Origin of the sequence: Sphingomonas carotinifaciens (genome assembly GCF_009789535.1) — a bacterium.
Lineage (GTDB): Bacteria > Pseudomonadota > Alphaproteobacteria > Sphingomonadales > Sphingomonadaceae > Sphingomonas > Sphingomonas carotinifaciens.
On sequence record NZ_WSUT01000001.1, the window covers coordinates 58,799 to 77,735 of the forward strand.

The 18,937-nt window shown below is 66.2% G+C and carries 15 protein-coding genes; 8 read left to right on the forward strand and 7 right to left on the reverse strand.

What is annotated here, in order from left to right; translation table 11 throughout:
* Positions 1 to 12: 12 nt before the first annotated feature.
* Both GQR91_RS00255 and GQR91_RS00260 read left to right on the forward strand, forming a co-directional pair.
* Entirely contained in the window at positions 13 to 2,307 is a 2,295-nt protein-coding gene (locus tag GQR91_RS00255; protein ID WP_235904036.1) for a TonB-dependent receptor, read from the forward strand.
* 102 nt (positions 2,308 to 2,409) lie between these two features.
* A complete protein-coding gene (locus GQR91_RS00260) occupies positions 2,410 to 3,606 on the forward strand; it encodes an acetyl-CoA C-acyltransferase (RefSeq protein ID WP_149682482.1) in 1,197 nt (398 codons plus the stop codon).
* 105 nt (positions 3,607 to 3,711) lie between these two features.
* On the opposite strand, the gene GQR91_RS19855 is transcribed toward GQR91_RS00260, so the two are convergent.
* The 6 genes from GQR91_RS19855 to GQR91_RS00290 form a co-directional block, all read right to left on the reverse strand.
* Positions 3,712 to 5,517: a methyl-accepting chemotaxis protein gene (locus GQR91_RS19855; RefSeq protein WP_149682481.1), complete on the reverse strand. Its 1,806-nt coding sequence runs from the start codon at positions 5,515 to 5,517 to the stop codon at positions 3,712 to 3,714.
* Positions 5,518 to 5,519: 2 nt separating this feature from the next.
* A complete protein-coding gene (locus tag GQR91_RS00270; protein ID WP_149682480.1) occupies positions 5,520 to 7,565 on the reverse strand; it encodes a TonB-dependent receptor plug domain-containing protein in 2,046 nt (681 codons plus the stop codon).
* 2 nt (positions 7,566 to 7,567) lie between these two features.
* Positions 7,568 to 8,086 carry a YfiR/HmsC family protein gene (locus GQR91_RS19860; RefSeq protein WP_164727713.1) on the reverse strand — a complete coding sequence of 173 codons (519 nt, stop codon included), beginning with the start codon at positions 8,084 to 8,086 and terminating at the stop codon, positions 7,568 to 7,570.
* A gap of 526 nt (positions 8,087 to 8,612) precedes the next feature.
* Positions 8,613 to 9,905 (reverse strand): hypothetical protein, encoded by a 1,293-nt coding sequence (locus GQR91_RS00280; RefSeq protein WP_149682478.1) that lies wholly within the window; start codon positions 9,903 to 9,905, stop codon positions 8,613 to 8,615.
* Between the two features lie 66 nt (positions 9,906 to 9,971).
* Positions 9,972 to 11,114: a 3,4-dihydroxy-2-butanone-4-phosphate synthase gene (ribB, locus tag GQR91_RS00285; protein WP_112382974.1), complete on the reverse strand. Its 1,143-nt coding sequence runs from the start codon at positions 11,112 to 11,114 to the stop codon at positions 9,972 to 9,974.
* A gap of 11 nt (positions 11,115 to 11,125) precedes the next feature.
* Positions 11,126 to 12,571, reverse strand: coding sequence for a purine-cytosine permease family protein (locus GQR91_RS00290; RefSeq protein ID WP_149682477.1), 1,446 nt, complete (start codon positions 12,569 to 12,571; stop codon positions 11,126 to 11,128).
* Positions 12,572 to 12,695: 124 nt separating this feature from the next.
* Between GQR91_RS00290 and GQR91_RS00295 the strand changes: the two genes are divergently transcribed.
* The 4 genes from GQR91_RS00295 to GQR91_RS00310 are packed head-to-tail and all read left to right on the forward strand — an operon-like array spanning position 12,696 to position 14,915.
* On the forward strand, positions 12,696 to 13,733 hold the full coding sequence (locus GQR91_RS00295; RefSeq protein ID WP_149682476.1) for an LLM class flavin-dependent oxidoreductase: 1,038 nt from the start codon (positions 12,696 to 12,698) through the stop codon (positions 13,731 to 13,733).
* Position 13,734: 1 nt separating this feature from the next.
* Positions 13,735 to 14,043, forward strand: coding sequence for a DUF1330 domain-containing protein (locus tag GQR91_RS00300; RefSeq protein ID WP_149682475.1), 309 nt, complete (start codon positions 13,735 to 13,737; stop codon positions 14,041 to 14,043).
* Positions 14,040 to 14,432: a carboxymuconolactone decarboxylase family protein gene (locus GQR91_RS00305; protein ID WP_112382970.1), complete on the forward strand. Its 393-nt coding sequence runs from the start codon at positions 14,040 to 14,042 to the stop codon at positions 14,430 to 14,432. Before GQR91_RS00300 ends, GQR91_RS00305 begins: the two co-directional genes overlap by 4 nt.
* A 42-nt stretch (positions 14,433 to 14,474) precedes the next feature.
* Positions 14,475 to 14,915 carry an HIRAN domain-containing protein gene (locus tag GQR91_RS00310; protein ID WP_311732271.1) on the forward strand — a complete coding sequence of 147 codons (441 nt, stop codon included), beginning with the start codon at positions 14,475 to 14,477 and terminating at the stop codon, positions 14,913 to 14,915.
* A gap of 10 nt (positions 14,916 to 14,925) precedes the next feature.
* Here the strand turns inward: GQR91_RS00310 and GQR91_RS00315 are convergent, their stop codons facing one another.
* Positions 14,926 to 15,144: a hypothetical protein gene (locus GQR91_RS00315; RefSeq protein WP_149682474.1), complete on the reverse strand. Its 219-nt coding sequence runs from the start codon at positions 15,142 to 15,144 to the stop codon at positions 14,926 to 14,928.
* Between the two features lie 270 nt (positions 15,145 to 15,414).
* On the opposite strand from GQR91_RS00315, the gene GQR91_RS00320 reads away from it, so the two are divergent.
* Together GQR91_RS00320 and GQR91_RS00325 are read left to right on the forward strand one after the other, a co-directional pair.
* Positions 15,415 to 15,666 carry a DUF3253 domain-containing protein gene (locus GQR91_RS00320; protein WP_235904034.1) on the forward strand — a complete coding sequence of 84 codons (252 nt, stop codon included), beginning with the start codon at positions 15,415 to 15,417 and terminating at the stop codon, positions 15,664 to 15,666.
* A gap of 135 nt (positions 15,667 to 15,801) precedes the next feature.
* A complete protein-coding gene (locus tag GQR91_RS00325; protein ID WP_149682473.1) occupies positions 15,802 to 18,927 on the forward strand; it encodes a helicase-related protein in 3,126 nt (1,041 codons plus the stop codon).
* Positions 18,928 to 18,937: the final 10 nt, after the last annotated feature.

An 18,937-nucleotide genomic window follows, 5' to 3' on the forward strand; every position in this document is an offset into this window, starting at 1 on the left:
ACCGGCGCGCCGTTGGCAGCACCGGCCGGCGGCACAGGCGGATCGGCGCGCATCGACGCGCAGCGACGGGAGGATGATGTGAAGGGTTCTGCCACATTGAAGACGATGCTGCTGCTCGGGGCGGGCATGGCCGGGGTCGTCACGCCGGTTGCCGCGATGGCGCAGGAGGCACCTGCACCGCAGTCCGCACAGGCCGGCTCTCCCGAGGAAACCGAAGCCGCCGTGGAGGAACAGGGCACGTTCCGCAACCAACCGTCCGACGGTCTGGCCGACATCGTGGTCACCGCCACCAAACGCGGCGAGGCGCAGAACGTCCAGAACGTGCCCTTCGCGGTCACCGCGTTCGGCGCTGCGCAACTGGACGAACAGAATTTCCAGACGCTGCAAAGCCTGAGCTACAACATCCCCAACGTGTCACTGTCGCAGGTCGGCACGACGCCGGGCTATGCCAACTTCTCCATCCGGGGGCTCGGCATCAACAGTTCGATCCCCTCGATCGACCCAACCGTCGGCGTGTTCGTGGACGGCATGTATCTGGGCATCAGCGCGGGCGTCGTGTTCGGCAATTTCGACCTTGAGGGGCTGGAGGTGCTGCGCGGGCCGCAGGGCCTGCTGTTCGGGCGCAACGTGACCGGTGGCGCAGTGGTGCTCCGTACCACCACGCCCAGCAACACCTTCCATGCCGATGTGCGCGCGCAGGTGTCGTCCGGGCCGCAGGTACGACTGAGCGGCACCGTCACCGGGCCGATCATCAAGGACAAGGTCCAGGCCAAGCTCGCCGTCCTCTATGACAAGGACTATGGCTATTTCACCAACGAGTTCAACGGCAACAACAACCTCGGCCAGAACCGCACGCTGATCATCCGCCCCGCCCTGCGACTGACGCCGGTCGAGGACTTCGAGATGATCCTGCGCTACGAACACGGGAAATATGACGGCGACGGCGCAGTCGCGTCCAACCACGGCCTGTTCCCGCGCGACAGCTTCCGCGTACGCATCGACAATGAAGGCTTTGCGCACAATTACTGGAACATGGCCTCGGCCGAGACCAATATCGACACGGCGTTCGGCAACGGCAAGATCACCAACCTGATGGCATACCGGGCCTATAACTCCAATGTCGGCAACGACGTGGACGCCTCGCCCGAGTTGCGCTTCAACGGCAACAACAAGACGCACCAGAAGCAGATGAGCGAGGAACTGCGCTACGCCGGCACCTTCGGCCGCTTCGACGTGACGACCGGCCTCTACTTCTTCACCCAGAACCTGAACTATATCGAACAGCGTGTCCTGAACCTAGGCGCCACCACCATCGCGGGCGGGGGCCGGCAACAGCAGGAAACCTACGGCATCTTCGGGTCGGTCGACTGGCATTTCACCGACACCCTGACCCTGAACCTCGGCACGCGCTACTCGACCGAGACCAAGAAGGTGGCCGTGGCCAATCTCGTGCCCGGCGGATGCGACTATGCCGCGGAACGGTGCAACTTCACCTTTCGCGACAAGAATACGTGGGACGGCCTGACCCCGCGGATCGGCCTGCAATGGCAGCCGAGCGACCGTACCCAGCTTTACGGCTTCTGGGTGCGCGGCTTCCGCAGCGGCGGCTATAATTTCCGCAACGTCAATGCCGCCGTTGCGCCGGGACCGTTCGATGACGAGGTGCAGAGCAGCTACGAGATCGGTCTGAAACAGGATATCGGGCGTTTCCTGCGGTTCAACGTCGCAGGATTCTGGAACCAGATCGACAATGTGCAGCGCGAGATCCAGACGCCGGTCGCCGGCGTCGGCACCGCCCAGATCATCACCAATTCCGCCAATGCGCGGGTGCGCGGCGTGGAGGGCGAGGTGACGCTGCGCCCCGGCTACGGCTTCACCCTGACCGGTCAGTTCGGCTATACCGAGGGCAAATATACCGACGTCTTCTTCGACCTGAACGGCGACCGCGTCATCGACGCCAAGGACTTCGCACTGCAACTGCCGCGGCTCGCGCCATGGACCTATGGCGGGTCGGTCGCCTGGGCGCATGATTTCGACGTGGTGAACGTCGATGCGCGGGTCAGCGCCAATCACCGCGATGCCGATTGGTATAACGATCAGAACACCGGCCTGCTTCGCGCGGCCACGATGGTGGATGCCAACCTGACCCTGCGGCACGGGCCGTACAGCCTGTCGCTATATGCCACCAACCTGCTGGACGAAGCCACGTTCGGGACCGAGGCGCCATTGCCGTTCTTTGCCGGCTCCACCTTCTCCTCGCTCAACAAGGGCCGTGTGTACGGCGCGGAGATCGCGTTCAAGTTCTGATCATCCGCGACCCCGCGAAGGGGTTCGGTGCAACGTCCCCAACGGTCAGACGCCACCGACCGCGCGTTGATCCGCGTTTCAAAGGCATCAAGGAGAGCGCGGATGCGCGAAGCCGTCATCGTTTCCACCGCCCGGACCGGCATCGGGCGAGCCTATCGCGGCTGGTTCAACAACACCGACGCATCCTTCCTGTCCGCGCATGTCATGAACGCCGCGGTGGAACGCGCGGGCATCGACCCGAACAGGATCGACGATGTGTTCTGGGGCGTGGGCAACCAGTGGGGTACGACCGGCGGCAATGCCGGACGCATGGCCACATTCGCCGCCGGCTTGCCGCTGACGGTGCCCGCCGTCACGGTGGACCGGAAATGCGGTTCCGGGTTGAACGCCGTGGCGCTCGCCGCCCGGTCGATCATCGCCGGCGATATCGATGTCGCGCTTGCCGGTGGTGCCGAGGCGATCAGCCAGACGGTCACGAAGGACGCCCCGCGCGTCGTGAACCCCAGCGTCGTGGCCAACGTCCCCGCCGCCTATATCCCGATGATCGAAACGGCCGAGATCGTCGCCGAGCGCTATGGCATCACCCGCGCCGCACAGGATGCCTATGCCCTGGAGAGCCAGCAGCGGGCGGCGGCCGGGCTGGCGGCGGGTGCCTTTGCCGACGAGATCGTGCCGGTCACCGTCGAGCGGGCGATCATCGACAAGGCGGGCACCGTCACCGGCCACGAAACGGTCACCGTCTCGCACGACGAGGGGATTCGCGCGGGTACGACGCTGGAAGCACTCACCGCCCTGCCGACCGTCTGGCCAGGCGGGGCATTCAGCGGGCCGGGCCGTTACGTGACCGCCGGCAATGCAAGCCAGTTGTCCGACGGCGCCGCCGCACAGATCGTGATGGATCGATCGATGGCGGAGGCGGAGCGCTTGCCGATCCTTGGCGCGTATCGCGGTTTCCAGTCCGTGGGCTGTGCGCCCGACGAGATGGGAATCGGTCCGGTGCTGGCGATCCCCAAGCTGCTCGATCGCGCGGGATTGTCGGTCGACGACATCGGATTGTGGGAACTGAACGAGGCGTTCGCCTCGCAATGCCTGTATTGCCGCGACCGGCTCGGCATCGATCCGGCGAGGTACAACGTCAATGGCGGCGCGATCGCGGTGGGCCACCCCTTCGGCATGACCGGAAGCCGCATGGTCGGCCACGCGCTGGTCGAGGGACGCAAACGCGGGGTCCGGTGGGTGGTCGTATCGATGTGCACGGCCGGCGGCATGGGTGCCGCGGGCTTGTTCGAGATCGTTTAGTCCAGGCTGGAAGCGCCGGTCGGCCAGAGCCGGCGCCTCCCGGAAGGGCGTCCCGGCAGTTTTCAGCCGGCTCGGTCCGCGATGGTAACTGGCTTCACTGCCCGTTTAGCTCGCGAGCAGCCGGCGGGTGAAATCCTGGGCGTCGGTTGAAAGCGTCGCCAAGGCGTGATCCAGCGCCGTGCTGGCGGCCCGAAGCTCGCAGATGGCGGCGAGGTTGCCTTGTACCGAGGCACCGATCCGCTCGCTGGCATCGGACAGCGCGCCAGTCCGTTGACGCACCCGCTTGATCCGGCTGTTCAGTTCGTCGATCGACTGCGTCTGGCCACGCGACAAGGCCGCGACGCGCTCGGTCACGTCGTCCATGCCGGCGATCAGCGTGGCGAGACTCTGGGTATTCGATACGACCGCGGTGATCTGTCGTTGCATCGCCTCGATCTTCTCGTGCACATCCTGCGTCGACACACCGGTCCGGCCCGACAAGGACTTGATCTCGGCGGCCACCACCGCAAACCCATGTCCGGCCGTTCCTGCGCGCGCTGCCTCGATCGTCGCGTTGAGCGCGAGGAGATTGGTCTGCTTGGCGATGCTGTCGATCACGTCCACGACCTGCATGATCGCCACCGCCTTGACCTGGGAGCCGGCAACCGCCTCGGCCGCGCTTTGGGCATGCAGCGTGACGGACCGCGCCGCTTGCCGCGTACCCTCCACCTGACGGTCGATATGGTCGAAGGTCAGCGCAAGCGAACGGGTCGCACCACTTGCCTCCTGCATCTCGTCGGTGAAGAGCCGCGCGATCGTGTCCAGGTCCGCGGCCAGGCGCCGGTCGCCATCGGTGGCACTGCTCAGATTGGCGGCATGACGGTCCAGATGAACCATTGTTTCCTGCGCCTGATGGATCGCCCCGGAAACCTTGTCCTCGAAGGTACGCGCCAGTGCCGCCAAATCGTGCCTGCGCCTCGCTTCCGCCTCTTCGCGCGTCTGTTGAACCGCCTCGGCGCGCAACGCCTCCTGCCGCCTGGCCTCCTGGTGCAATGCCGTCGCTTCGGCCTCCAAACGCTCCGCCTCGCAGCGATGCTTGTGGAAACCCTGCAAGGCGTTGACCATGCGACCGATCTCGTCGGCACGGCGCAGGGCGGCGAAATCCGGTTCCTCGCCCCGCATCACCGCATCCGTCGCCTCCGCGATGCTGGTGATCGATCGGACGGTGGAACGGCTGACGACATAAGCCATCATGATCCCGAAGACCGCGACGATGATCGATCCGACGATGAGGAGCAGCACGGTGGTGCGGGTGGCGAAGAACACCTCGGCCGCATCCGCATCAGCGCGGCGCACGCCGGCCGCCGCCATTGCACGAACGCGCTGGTCCACCCGGCGGGCATGTTCGCGAAATGGCGCCACCATCGCCGCGCTGCTGGCAAAATCGACTTCGAGCATCGATGCGATGACGGTCACCGTCGCGCGGTAGCGATCGAGATCGGCCAGTACCGCGTTCACCGCAGCACGGTCCGCGGCATGGTCGTCGCGAAACGCGATCAGATCCCGTCGTACCACGTCCAGATCGTCGATGATGGCCGCGGACCGCTTCGCGACATCCACGTCCTGCCGGGCCGCCCGGGCCACCAGCAGACGATAGACCGAGGAGTCGACCGTCGCGAACCGCAACGCAACCGCGTTCAGGTCGCCGACGTCGCGCATGTCGCTGTGCACGATCCGCTCGATGCTGCGATCGGTCACGACCAGTGCCGCCGTGCTGAACGCGACGATGAACGCGACCAGGCCGAGCATCAGGAGCGGCGTTGCCGCAACCTTTGCGACGATAGGCCGGTCGGCCAGACGCGCGCGTTGCTCGATCCGGTCTGCCCACCCGGTCACAAAGGGCGTCCACCGCGCCAGGCTGCCGATCGCCACGGTCAAAGGCTCGTGCGGAGTCCGCCGCGCAGGCGGCGATCGGCGGGGATGGTGGACACGGCCGCGCCCCCGGCAAGGGTCAGGTTCTCTCCTGCAACGAACAGTTCCACCTGGCGGGACAAACGCAGGCCCAATCGGGCATCCACCGCCACGGCGTCATCCACCGCGAAGGACGCGACTTGCGGGAGGGGCGCCACCGGCACGAAGGCGAACTGCCGCGTGGCGGATGTGTAACGCGCGACGGCCGTGGCATACCAGCGGCTGCCATCGTCATAGCCGAGTTCGAGATTGGCCTTGTGCCGCGGCGTGGTCGATTGAGGCGACAGCGGCATGGGGGCCAGCGAGCCGAGATCGTCAAGATCCTCGCGGGTCCGGGTCCATGTATAATTGGCCCGCCAGCTGACCATCGCCTCTCGGCCGGACAGCGAAAACTCCGTGCCGTAGGTCGCGTAATCGCCCGCGGCATAGTAGCGCTGAACGATCATGGGCTGTGCCGTCAGGATCAGCTCCGTGCGCGTCGGCGCGGCCTGCACCGGTGACGCGATCGTACCGGCGGTATGCGTATAGAATGCGGTAGCCTCGGCCCGGATGGCGGCGAACCGGTAGCCATAGCCCAGTTCGCCACTCCAGGTGCGCACCGGATCGATCATGGGCGATCCGACAATGATCGCACGAAACGGTGGAGGAGCCGGTGACTCCAGTCGGAAACCGTAAGTGACCAAGGAGGGAAGCTGGTACCCGCGGCCGCCGTTGATCCTCAACAGGCCGTTTTCGCTCGTTCGCACAAGTATCGCGGCATTCAGGCTGACCCGATTGAACGCGCGGTCATAGTCGGCCGGATCGCTCACCGCCGGCAGGCTGATCGCCCCGGACTGCCGCAGCCATAGCCGATCGATCCGGGCGGCGGCAGTGACGGCGATCCGTTCTGCCGGGTGCAGATCGGCGATGACGTTGGCCGACGCCACGTTGTACGAGATGACATCGGAATATTGCGCGTCGCCGGTCAGTCGGTTGTTGCGATACTCGACACCCATGCGCAGCGTATTGTCGTGCCCCAATTGGTACAGGGCAGATGCGCGACTCACCATGGTGCGATTGGCGAGCGACAACCCTCGCGTTACTCCACCGATGCTGCCATCGGTTCCGTAATCGGCATCCAGCCAGTTGACGAAGCTGTTGAGCGACAGTCCGCCCCAGGGCGTATCATGGGTGATCGTCGCATGAACATTGCCGCTGCGATACAACTGATTAGACAGCAATTGGGTCGGCAGGAACTCCAATTGGCGCGTCGTGGCATAACCGCCGCCGATGATCGCGGCGACCGTGCCGATGTCGGCGTTGACGTCAGCGGACACATGATCGGCCTCTACGTCGACGCGGGGACGCCCCAGGATGTTTGCCGGGGTACGCCGCTCATCCTCACGCAGGCGTCCTGCAGTCAGCTTGGCACCGACGGTTTCGGTAACCGGCAGATAGAGCGATGCCGCCAGCCGGCTCATGCCGCGATTGCCCGCGGCTGCCACCGCGCGCATTTCTGCAACTTTGCCGGCCTTTCGGGTGATGATCTTTACCACGCCGCTGGCGGCATTGAATCCGAACAAGGCGCTCGCCGGGCCGCGCACCAACTCGATCTGCTGAATATCCTCGATGGCGACGCCCAGCAGGTTCCAGTTCGTCATACCGTAATGATCGAGATAGACCTGCCGTCCATCGACCAGCACCAGCAGGCGCGCGTTGAAGGTCTGCACGCCGCCACGCACCGCGACGTCGCTTTGTCCCGCGGTCCAGCGATTGACGTCGATGCCCGCATAGCTCTTCAACAGGCCCGGAACGTCACGCGCGGGGGAACGGGCGATCTGCTCGGCCGTGATGATGATGGCCGATCCCGGCAGTTCGGACGCCCGTTGCGGCTTGCCCGTCACGCTGGTGGTGACCGGCTCTCCCATCACCGCCTCAAGCGCGGGATAATCGATGACCTGCGCCGCAAGCGGAGACGTGGACGCGTATAGCGTGGCGGCCATGGCGGGAAGATAACGGATAGGCTGCACGGTCAGATCTCCTTGACCAGCATCAGGAAGGCCGAACCGAAGCGGGCCTTCACGGCACGGGCGGCTGCCCGATTGACGGTGATCTGCACGCGGGGGGCCGATTCCACCGCCACCACGCACCGCCCTGTCTGGACGCACGTCCGGTCGGACGTGATGGTCAAAACGCCTTCGCGGGTCGCGGCTGCCGAAATCGCATCATGCTCGCTTTTCAGGCCTGCCGTCACGAAGGCAAAGCGCATGCCGTGCAGATCGGCCAACGCGTTGACCGGGACCCGCCTGGTCCGGATCACGGCGCCACCGACAGGCATACCGTTCCCGATAGCTCGTTCGATCCCCGCCGCCTCGGCCAGCGACGCTGGCCGATCCGGCGCAACAATGATTGCAGCCACCACCTGCCCTGTAGGCGGAGGCAGTAGAAATGGAAGTACGCGCGCAGCAATGGGCACGTTCAACTCGGCACGCGCTGTCGCTGCCACACCAATGGCAGCAATGATGATTGCTGTCGTTGCGTATCTAATCACGTTCTACCCTCATGAGGGTGACGTAAGGAGCGGCTCATCTACAATCTGTTAAACCGCACTTCTATGAGAAGTCGGCGTCGATTGATCGAGATTAAGGATGCTGCGTCGTTGATCTGACAAATATTTGAGTTAATTCGATAATGCTGTGTTTGCGTTCTTCCGACGATCAAGGTTCATGGATGAAAAAATCTTCCATGCGTGATTTCAAAGAACCGGGTGACCGGGCCACTGGCCGCGAGAGGCTTGTACGCAATCGCTGCCCTTGTCTCGTTCGAGCACCGGAACAGCGCCCTTCCTGCACTCCCACGATCACATCGCCCTCGGAATCAGAAACGCCAACCTACCTCAACCGGCTGATCGGGCTTGGGCCGTGGCTGTTATTGTCGACAATCATGCAATGACCTGCGTGACTTGGCCTCGGCAAAACTGGCGGCGCGATCCGTCGTCGATCGGTGACCCAGCATCGGTCAGCTTCCGTCACGCGGCAGGCGTTCGCGGCGTTATGGCGGGCATCAGCAGATATCCGTCAGAACGAATATCCGAAGATCGCCATGAACGAGGCTTTCCAACGATTGTCGCCGCCCTGCGCTGCGCCCGACGCAAATTGCCCTGCCCCGACATAAGGGTCGTTCCGGCCGAGCATCATCTCCGTATAGACTTTGACTCGCTTCTGCCCCTTCGACGTCCAGACAGCGCCGATGTCGAGGCGCTCGCTGTCGTTGAAAGTCTCGTTCTCCTTGAAGAAGCGGCCGTAATTGACATAGGGGGTCACCTCTACCGGCAGCGATCCGGTATCGATGGCACGCCCCGCCTCTGCAAAGACATAGTGCCCCTTGGCGGCGATATTATAGGAAGAGTCGAAGCCGCCGACCGAGATGATGTCGTTGCGTCCGGGATTGCGTGGATCGATATCCTGCCGCGCGACCAATGCCTTGGCATGCCACGGGCCGTTGGCGGCGGTCAGGCTGGCGGCAAAGACACGCTTGCTGCCATTGCGTCGGGTGTCCGCATTGCGGATGGTGGAGAGCCATCCCGATACCGTCGCATGCAGCGTCGTGCCGTCGCGGTCCGCCAGCGTGTAGCGCACATTGCCGATCAGCATGTCACGCTCGTCATTGTTCGATCCATCGGGCACATAGGCGTCGGCCCTGACGATGTTGGTCGAGTAGCGTGACGAATCCCGGCTGATGCCGAAGCCGGCCGGGCCGGCGGAGGGGAAGAAGCCGAGCTCGATCCGGTAACTCGGCGTTTCGCGGCGATATTTTACGCCCAGATTATACACTTCCTCCATGCCATACACGAAGGCGAGATCGTTCAGGATCGACGATCCCCAATAGCGGTCGTCGAACGGCACCGGCTGCACCCCTGCGGTCAGGCTGTCCTGCTCCGTCAACCTGGCGCCCGCATAGGCGTACATCAGGAAGTTCACCTCGCCCGGATAGACATCGTAGCCGGCTGATTTGCCATAGATGAAGTTGCCGCCAAAGAAGCGGTACTGCGCGGAGCCGAAGAAGCGATCGGAGGTGTAATCCGCGGTGAGCGCAAGCGTATCGAACGACAGGTGGCTGGAAGTGCGCCGCTGCCCGGCGCTGCCGACATCATCGAAGCGCAAATCATATCGTCCGCGCAGCGTGGCGCCGATCTTCAGGCCACCTGCGGGTGGGGGCACGGGTTCGATATCGGGCTTTGTGGCGGGATCGGTGTCGGGCGCGTCCTGACCGGAGCCCGCAGCGACCGCCTGGCTTCCCTGCGGGCAGGATGCGGCGCCATCAGCGCAGATCGCGACGACGGATATGGGGGTCGGGGGTAGCCAGAGCATGCAATCTCCCTGGCCGCAGTCAACATGTGGCTGCGGTCCTTGTTCGCGTTCATCGATGCGCCTGCGTCAGGCGGTGGCGGGATCGTCCAGCCGGCGCTCACCGACGACCGACAGGCCGTAGCCGGACAGCGCGACGAGCGTGCGATGGGTATTGGTCAGCAGGATCATCCGTTCGACGCCCAGTTCGGTCAGGATCATCGCACCCACGCCGTAATCGCGCAGCTCGTCCATGTCGGATGGCGACAACGCTCCCGCGCGTGCCTTGAGCGCCATCGAGAAGCGATCGTCACGGTACCGATTGATGGCAATGACGACCCCCGCCCCCTCCTCGGCGATCATCCGCATCGAGCGTTCCAGCACGTCCATTCCCGGCCCGTCGCCCGCAAAGATGTCGGTCAGCGTCGAGATGGCGTGCATGCGGACCAGGGTCGGTGTCTCGGGATCGAGCCTGCCTTTGACCAAGGCGATCTGCTCGGTGCCCGTCGCCCGGTTGCGAAAGGTGATCGCGCGCCAATCGCCACCCCAGCGGCTGGTGAAGCTTGCCTCCGCGCGGCGCTCCACCAGATGATCGTGGCGACGTCGATAGGCGATCAGGTCACGGATCGTCCCGACCTTCAGGCCGTGACGCTGCGAAAAGCCGATCAGGTCGTCCAGCCGGGCCATCGTGCCGTCATCGTTCATGATCTCGCAGATCACGCCGGACGGGTTCAGACCCGCCAGCCGGGCGACATCGACCGCGGCTTCGGTGTGACCCGCCCGCACCAGCACCCCGCCCTCGCGCGCGATCAGCGGAAAGACATGGCCGGGCGTCACGATCTCCGCCGGGCCGTTCGCGGCGTCGATCGCCACGGCAATGGTGCGGGCGCGATCATTGGCGGAAATACCCGTCGTCACGCCGACGCGCGCCTCGATCGAGGTGGTAAAGGCGGTTTCATGCCGAGTGCCGTTCTTGGGCGACATCGGCTGCAAGCCAAGCTGGCCGATGCGATCCGCCGTCATTGCCAGGCAGATCAGCCCGCGACCATGGGTTGCCATGAAGTTGATCTTCTCGGGCGTCGCCATCTGGGCCGGGATGACCAGGTCGCCTTCATTCTCCCGGTCCTCATCATCGACCAGGATGAACATCCGGCCGTTGCGGGCCTCCTCGATGATCTCCTCGGGCGAGGACAGGAAGGCGGGGCGGGTACGAGCGAGCGCAAGGGATGCCATGCTGAGGTTCCTTATGCGGAAGTGGACGGGTTCAGCGCCGTGTGGCGACGATGGTCATCCGCTCGCGGGGGCACAGCCGCTCTTCCGCCGAGCAGCGCCAAGTAGACCCCGCCGGTGACGATCGGTGCGATCAGCCATCCGATGTCGAGCCCGCCAAGGGCCTTGGCGAGGGGGCCGGTGTAGAGGGCGGAGGTGAGGAAGGGCAGCTGTACCGCGATGCCGGCCAGATAGGCGGCGGCCGCCTTGCCGTTCAGTCTGCCGTAGATGCCGCCGTCCGCTTCGAAGAAGGAGGCGATGTCGTAGCGGCCTTTGCGGATGACGTAGAAGTCGAGGATGTTGATCGTCGCCCAGGGGGCGAGCACGACCATCAATCCGATAACGAAGCCGATGAAGCGCGGCACGAACGTGTCCGCCGACAGCGTGGCGACGGTCAGGCAACCGCCGAGGACCAGCACCGACAGCATGACGCGAGCCCGCCGCCCCGGCATCCACGACACCACGAAGGTCTGCGCCATGGTGATGAGGGACAGCACCGCGCCGTAGATGTTGAGCGCATTGTGACTGACGATGTTGAGGACGAAGAGCAGCATCAGGACCGGCCCGAGCACGCCCACCGCCTGTCCCACCTGCGTCATCGGATCGGCGTTTGCCGCGGCGCCCGCCACCGCCAGCGCGCCGAGCAGGAACGACGCGGCCGCCCCCAGCGCCGCACCGGCGAAACTCGCCAGGAACGGACCGCGCACGCCGACGCTGGGCGGCAGATAGCGGGAATAATCAGACGTGTAGCAGGCATAAGAAATGTGCCAGACCGCACCCAGGGAGAAGGTGGACAGCCAGCCGACCATGGAAAAGCCACCCCGCCACAACACGCCATCGGGCAGGGCGCCGGTCAGGCGGATGGCGGCGTAGAGCAGTCCCAGACCCATGAACCACATGCCGATGCGGTTGAGCAGGTGGATGACGTTGTAGCCGAGGATGCCGATGGCCGCCGCGGCGATCGCGCAGAGGACCGCGCCCAGGGGCAGGCCGATACCGGGGGACAGAGCGTGGACCGATCGTGCGGCCAGGACGATGTTGGAGGTGAAGAAGCCGACATAGAGCAGGGTGGCGAAGGTGACGACCAGGAGGGCGCCGTAGCGGCCGAACTGGCCGCGGCTCTGGATCATCTGCGCCAGTCCCATTTGCGGCCCTTGCGCCGAGCAGGCGCCCAGCACCGCGGCACCGACAAGATGGCCCAGGATGATCGCGGAGATGCTCCAGCCGAGCGACAGGCCGAACACTTGGATCGCCATGGCGCCGGTGACGACCGGCAAGGGTGCGATGTTGGTGGTGAACCACAAGGTGAACAGATCGCGCACCCGGCCCTGACGCTGATCCAGCGGCACGAACCCGATGCTGTTTTCCTCGATGGCGCTGCGCGTCTCGCCGCCGCCTGTCGCCTCTCCGGGGGTTGCCATGACCAGCAAATCCTCATATTCTTATGGTATACCATAGGACGGTATGCTTGATGGTCGCGGCATGCAACCCCAAAAATGGGCCGGAAACGGGCATGGCGCCGAACCAAGAGGAAAGGATCGACGGATGAAGTTCTCGCTCTTCCTGCACATGGAGCGCTACGACGAGGCGATCTCGCACCGGCAGCTCTACGAAGAACTCCTGGCCCTATGCGACCTCGCCGAAGAGGGCGGGCTCCACAAGGTGTGGATCGGCGAGCACCATGCGATGGAATACACCATCTCGCCCAACCCCATCGCCCTGCTGTCGGCGGTGGCGGAGCGGACGAAGCGAATCCGGCTGGGCGCCGGCACCTTTATCGCCCCCTTCTGGCATCCGATCCGCATGGCGGGCGAAGCGGCGATGCTCGACGTGATTTCGAACGGCCGCGCCGAAATCGGTCTGGCGCGCGGGGCGTACCAGTTCGAGTTCGATCGGATGCTGAACGGCGTCTCGGCCAATGACGGCGGCAAGTATCTGCGCGAGATGGTGCCCGTCATCCGCAAGCTATGGGAAGGCGATTATGCGCATGACGGCGAGATCTGGCAGTTCCCGGTCTCGACCAGCGTGCCCAAGCCCGTTCAATCCCCCACCCCGCCGATCTGGATCGCCGCCCGCGATCCCGATTCGCACAAGTTCGCGGTGGCGAACGGATGCAGCGTGATGGCCACGCCCCTGTTCAAGGGCGACGACGAGGTGAAGGACCTCGCGCGCAAATTCGACGAGGCATGCGCCGCCAGCCCGGACGTGGCGCGGCCCGAACTGATGATCCTGCAACATGCGCATGTCCACACCGGGGACGATGACTGGCAGCGGGCGGCCGAGGGCATCTCGTTCTTCTTCCGGGCATTCGGCGCATGGGCCGGTAACAAGAAGCCGCCGGTCAACGGCTTCCACCACGACATTCCCGACCTGAACGTCGAGAAGTTTCCCGATCTCGCGCCCGACGCGGTCCGCCGCAACATGATGGTCGGCAAGCCCGAGGACATCGTCGCCCGGCTGAAATCCTATGAGGCGATGGGCGTCGACGAATACAGCATCTGGGTCGACAACAGCCTGTCCTACGAAGAGAAGCGCCGGTCGATCCAGCTCTTCATCGACCATGTCATGCCGGCATTCGCCTGACATGACCGGCCGTGGCCCGAAAGCCTACTGGATCGCCCGGGTCGATGTGACCGACCCGGGCGCTTATGCCGAGTATATGGCGCTGGGGCCCGCCGCGTTGGTCGCGGGCGGCGGTCGCCTGCTGTCGCGCGGCGGGCGGGCGGTGGCGCTGGAGGGCCCGCCGCCTCGCGAGCGCACCGTGGTCATCGAATTCGACAGCATGGAGGCCGCGCTCGCCTGTCACGCCTCGCCCGCTTATCGTGCGGCGCGTGCCAGGCGGGAGGGCGCCGCCGAGGTCGAGATCGTCATCGTGGAAGGATTGGACGAATGAGCAGGGATCGCAGCGAGGCGTTCGAACGGGGCCTCGCCACGCGTCGCGAGGTGCTGGGCGACGCCTATGTCGACAAGGCGCTGGACGGTGCGGACGACTTCAACTGGCCGATGCAGCAGCTCACCACGGAATATTGCTGGGACCATATCTGGAACCGGCCGGGACTGGACCGGCGCAGCCGCAGCATCCTGAACCTGGGCATGATCGCGGCGCTGAACCGTGGTCATGAGTTCAAGGCGCATATCCGCGGCGCGCTGGCCAACGGGCTGACGCGCGAAGAGATTCAGGAAATCCTGTTGCAGATCGCGGTCTATGTCGGCGTGCCGGCCGGCGTCGACAGCTTCCGGCTGGCGCGAGAGGTGTTCGCGGAGATCGACGCGGCGGCGTGACGGACCTGTCCGGCCCCCGCCCAACGCGACCGCATTGGCGTGGTGCGGGGGTCGACCTACATCGCGGTGATGCAGGAACTGACCCTGACCGTTGTCGGCATCGACTTTCCCAATGCGGATGGCAGCAATCGCCGATCCGAAGCGATGATGACGCTGCCCGGCGAGCCTGTGTCGCTGAAGCCGGAGCCGAAGAACAGGCATGATGCCAACGCCATCGCCGTGATCGGATCGCGCGGCGTGCAGATCGGCTATCTTAGCGCCGAGCGAGCGCCGTTGATCGGCGCGCGGATCGGCCGCGGCGAAGAGGTGTCGGCCGTGTTCCAGGGGTTGGCCGGAGCCTGCGCCTATATCCGCGTCCGGTTTGGCGGGGGCATGCCCACCCTGCCGACAAAGGCGCCGGGCTCATCGTCGATCGACAAGCCGGTGGCTGACGACCCTGACGGTTTCTATCCCGATGACGACGGCCCGGAATGGGGCGCCTGACCCGCCGGGGTCAGCGCATGCCGAAGCCGGCGCGGCTGTTTTCGCCATTGTCCCGGCGGTCGCGTCCGGCAAGGATATTTTCCAGTTCGGCCAGGCTGTGCGGTACATCGATATGCTGCGCGCCCAGGAACAGCCGACTGCCCTCCCCTTCCGGGATCGCATGGGTCAGCTTGTCGATATCAACCAGCGCCGTGCCCGAGGGGAGCATTTCCATTTGAACGAAGCGCATCGCCGTCTCCAGAGTTGAACGCCGCGAGGGGGCTTCGCGGCTGTCGATCGGTTCAACAGAACGCATGACGCGCCGGATCGACGCGGCGGACCCATAGGCTTGCGCCCGGACGGACCGGTTCCGCGTTTGGACGATATGGAGGCGAACATGACCATCGATCCCGATCAGCAGGACGGCACCGACGACCGCGAGGCCGAGGAAATGGAGACGGTACAGGAAGAGGCCGCGGAGGAACGCGAGAATAATCGCGGCTACCAATAGGGACGGACGGTGGCGATCGGCCCGGCCGATGCGCAGGAGGCGACGCTGCGCCTGCTTTCCACGCGGTCGGCCACCGCCACCATTTGTCCCAGCGAAGTGGCCCGGATGCTGGCGGGCGACGGCGGCGACTGGCGCGCGATGATGCCCGTCGTCCATGACGGCGTGGATGGACTGGTGGCAGCGGGCACGATCCGGCTGAGCTGGAAGGCCGTACCCATGGCGCGGCGGGCCGGCCCCTATCGCATAGGATGGGTGGGTTAGTCGAACCGCCGTTCAACCCGCTGGATCCCGTTAATTTTTTGCCGGGATACCGGGTTCGCATGGCTTCTTCGTGGAACGACGGTGTGTGCGGTGCCGTTCATTGTGGAAGGACCAGGTGGTTCTTTGGGAGCGGCGATGTTGAAGCGTAGCGAGGATGGGGTGGTGGCCGGTGGAGAGGCTGCCCCGACGGCCGCGGTGGCGGCGCAGTTGCTGGCCGGGGATGCGGAGCGGGTGATGGTCGTGGCGGAGGACGAGGCGCGGGCCGAGGCGGTGGCGCGGGTGGCGTCCGCCCTGGCGCCCGAGGTGACCGTCGTCCATCTGGTGGCGAGCGATGCGCTGCCCGGCGACGCCGCGCCGGCCAGTGCCGCCAATATCGGCCAGCGGGTAGAAGCGCTGCGCCGCCTGCGCGCGGCAGAGGGCCGCATCATGCTGGTCCTGTCCGCGGAGGCGAGCGCGGTGCGCTACGCCGTGCCCGCCGCCTATGACGAGGTGCCGCCGATCTTCCGGGTCGGCGACGCGATCGACAGCGACGCGCTGCCGGCGCTGGCGAGCGACATGGGATACACCGCCGACGACCGGGTGGACGAACCCGGCGAGATCGCGGTGCGGGGCAGCGTGATCGACATCTTCCCCGCCGACCGGCTGTGCCCGGTACGGCTGGAGTTCGCCGACGGACGGATCACCGCCATCCGCAGCTATGACGCGGTGACGCAGTTGAGCCTGGACGAGATCGAGTCGGTGACGATCGGCCGGGCCAGCGAGCCGCCGCTGGGCGAAGGCGTGCCGATCACCGCACACCTGCAAGGTGCGGCGATCTTTCTGGACGCCGGTGCGGCCGGGCGCCGGGCACGTTTCCTCTCCTTGGCGACGGACGGGCGTGGCGCACAGCGATCGGCAGCCGAACTGGTCCCCGAGGCGGAATGGACCAAGGCGCTGGGCGACGCCGCAACCGTGCTGAACGTTGCGACCGAGGCGACCCCGCGCTTCGTGGAGCGGCGCGACCCCCTGCGCGCGTTTCGCCGGTTCGCCCGCGCGGCGATGAGCGAAGGACGGCTGGCGATCGCGGGATCGGCCCGCGACCTGCGCTTCCTGTCGGGGCGGATCGGTTTGCCGGCGCAGAATGCCGCGTCGCTGGACGAGGCGGCGCACGGCGACAGGGATATGGTGTCGCTGCTGTGCGCGCCCGTCGACCAGGGCATTGCGCATGATGGCCTGAGCATCGTCGCCGCGGCCGACCTGCTGGGCAGCCGGGCGCGGCTGGACGATATGGCGACGCCGACCGCCTCCGCCTTCGAGGGCGGTGCCGACCTGCGCGTCGGCGACCTGATCGTGCACGAGGATCACGGCATCGGCGCGGTGGCGGGGATCGAGGCGCTGGACGAGGGCACGGGTGCCGGCGACGCGATCGTGCTGGAATATGCCAAGGGGGCACGGCGGCTGGTGCCAGTGGCGGAGGCGGGGCGCATCTGGCGATACGGCGCGGACGCCGATGCGGTGACCTATGACACGCTGGACGGGGGAAGCTGGATCAAGCGCCGCGCCGGGATCGACGCGGCCATCGCGGAGAGCGCACGCGCGTTGCAGGCGCTGGCCGCCGAGCGCGATGCGCGGACCACCGATCCGATCGTGGCGGACACCGCCGCCTATGAGACGTTCGCCGCCACCTTCCCCTTTACCGAGACGCCCGATCAGACCCGCGCGATCGCCGCGGTACGCGCCGACCTGGCAAGCGGGCGGCCGATGGACCGGCTGGTCGTGGGCGACGTGGGCTATGGCAAGACCGAGGTCGCCCTGCGTGCCGCGGCGATCGTCGCGCTGGCGGGGCGGCAGGTGGCGATCGTCGCGCCGACCACGGTGCTGGTCCGCCAGCATCTGGACAGTTTCCGCAAGCGGTTCGCGGGCACCGGGCTGGAGGTCGCCGGCCTGTCGCGGCTGTCGACCCCGGCGGAGCGCAAGCGGGTCTGTGCCGGACTGGCCGACGGATCGATCGCGGTCGTGGTCGGCACCAGCGCGGTGACGGGCAAGGGCGTGACCTTCCACGATCTGGCGCTGGTCGTGATCGACGAGGAACAGCGTTTCGGGACGCGAGCCAAGGCGGGATTGCGCGATCTGGGCGCCGGCCATGTGCTGACGCTGAGCGCGACGCCGATCCCGCGCACGCTGCAATCCGCGATGGTCGGGTTGCAGGCGCTGTCGGTGATCGCGACGCCCCCGGCGCGGCGCCAGCCGATCCGGACCACCATGGGCACGTTCGAGGACGAAACGGTGCGCAAGGCGCTGCGGCGCGAACGGGCGCGCGGCGGGCAAAGCTTCGTCGTGGTGCCGCGGATCGAGGATATCGCGCCGCTTGCCGAGACGCTCGCCAGGCTGGTGCCGGAACTGGGCGTGGTGCAGGCGCATGGCAAGATGGACGCCCTGGACCTGGACGAGGCCATGTCGGGCTTTGCCGCGGGCGACGGCGACATCCTGCTGGCGACCAACATCATCGAGGCGGGGCTGGACGTGCCGCGCGCCAACACGATGATCGTCCATCATGCCGACCGCTTCGGCCTGTCGCAGCTGCACCAGCTGCGTGGCCGGGTGGGGCGTGGCGGGCGGCGCGGGCAGATCATGCTGCTGACCGCGCCTGGCGCGGAGATCGCGGATGGCACGATGAAGCGGCTGCGCGCGCTACAGGCGTTCGACCGGCTGGGCGCGGGCTTTGCGATCAGCGCCCGCGACCTGGACATGCGCGGGGCCGGCGATCTGGTGGGCGAGGAACAGGCCGGGCACATGAAGCTGATCGGGGTCGACCTGTACCAGCATCTGCTCGCCCAAGCGCTGAAGGCCGCAAGGGGGCAGGCGGCGGATCGCTGGCAGCCGGTGCTGAACCTGGGGCTGGCCGGGTCGCTGCCCGAGGCGTGGATCCCGGAAACCGATGTGCGCCTGACGCTGTACAGCCAGCTTGCCCATCTGGACGACGTGGCCGCGCTGGAGGCGTTCACCGCCGAGCTGGAGGACCGGTTCGGCGCCTTGCCCGAGGCGGCGGTGCAGTTGCTGGAGGTGGTGCGGATCGGCATCCTGGCCTGCGCGGCGGGCATCCGCCAGATCGATGCGGGGCCGACGGCCATCGCCTTCACTCCCCAGGATGCCAAGGCCAAGCCGCCAAAGCCGTTCGCCGCGTCCAAGGACCGCTGGGTGGTGCGCGAGGCGATCGCCGACCCGCTCGCCCGCGGGGAGCGCATCCGGGAACTGCTCGACGAGTTGCAGGACGCAGCCTAGTGGGGGCGGC

What these genes read in the sequence shown, in the direction of transcription:
- GQR91_RS00305 (WP_112382970.1), top strand. Translation starts at nt 14,040, where the DNA reads ATGAGCAGGGATCGCAGCGAGGCGTTCGAACGGGGCCTCGCCACGCGT.
- ribB (WP_112382974.1), bottom strand. Translation starts at nt 11,114, where the DNA reads ATGGCATCCCTTGCGCTCGCTCGTACCCGCCCCGCCTTCCTGTCCTCG.
- GQR91_RS00295 (WP_149682476.1), top strand. Translation starts at nt 12,696, where the DNA reads ATGAAGTTCTCGCTCTTCCTGCACATGGAGCGCTACGACGAGGCGATC.
- GQR91_RS00300 (WP_149682475.1), top strand. Translation starts at nt 13,735, where the DNA reads ATGACCGGCCGTGGCCCGAAAGCCTACTGGATCGCCCGGGTCGATGTG.
- GQR91_RS00280 (WP_149682478.1), bottom strand. Translation starts at nt 9,905, where the DNA reads ATGCTCTGGCTACCCCCGACCCCCATATCCGTCGTCGCGATCTGCGCT.
- GQR91_RS00260 (WP_149682482.1), top strand. Translation starts at nt 2,410, where the DNA reads ATGCGCGAAGCCGTCATCGTTTCCACCGCCCGGACCGGCATCGGGCGA.
- GQR91_RS00290 (WP_149682477.1), bottom strand. Translation starts at nt 12,571, where the DNA reads ATGGCAACCCCCGGAGAGGCGACAGGCGGCGGCGAGACGCGCAGCGCC.
- GQR91_RS00325 (WP_149682473.1), top strand. Translation starts at nt 15,802, where the DNA reads ATGTTGAAGCGTAGCGAGGATGGGGTGGTGGCCGGTGGAGAGGCTGCC.
- GQR91_RS00315 (WP_149682474.1), bottom strand. Translation starts at nt 15,144, where the DNA reads ATGCGCTTCGTTCAAATGGAAATGCTCCCCTCGGGCACGGCGCTGGTT.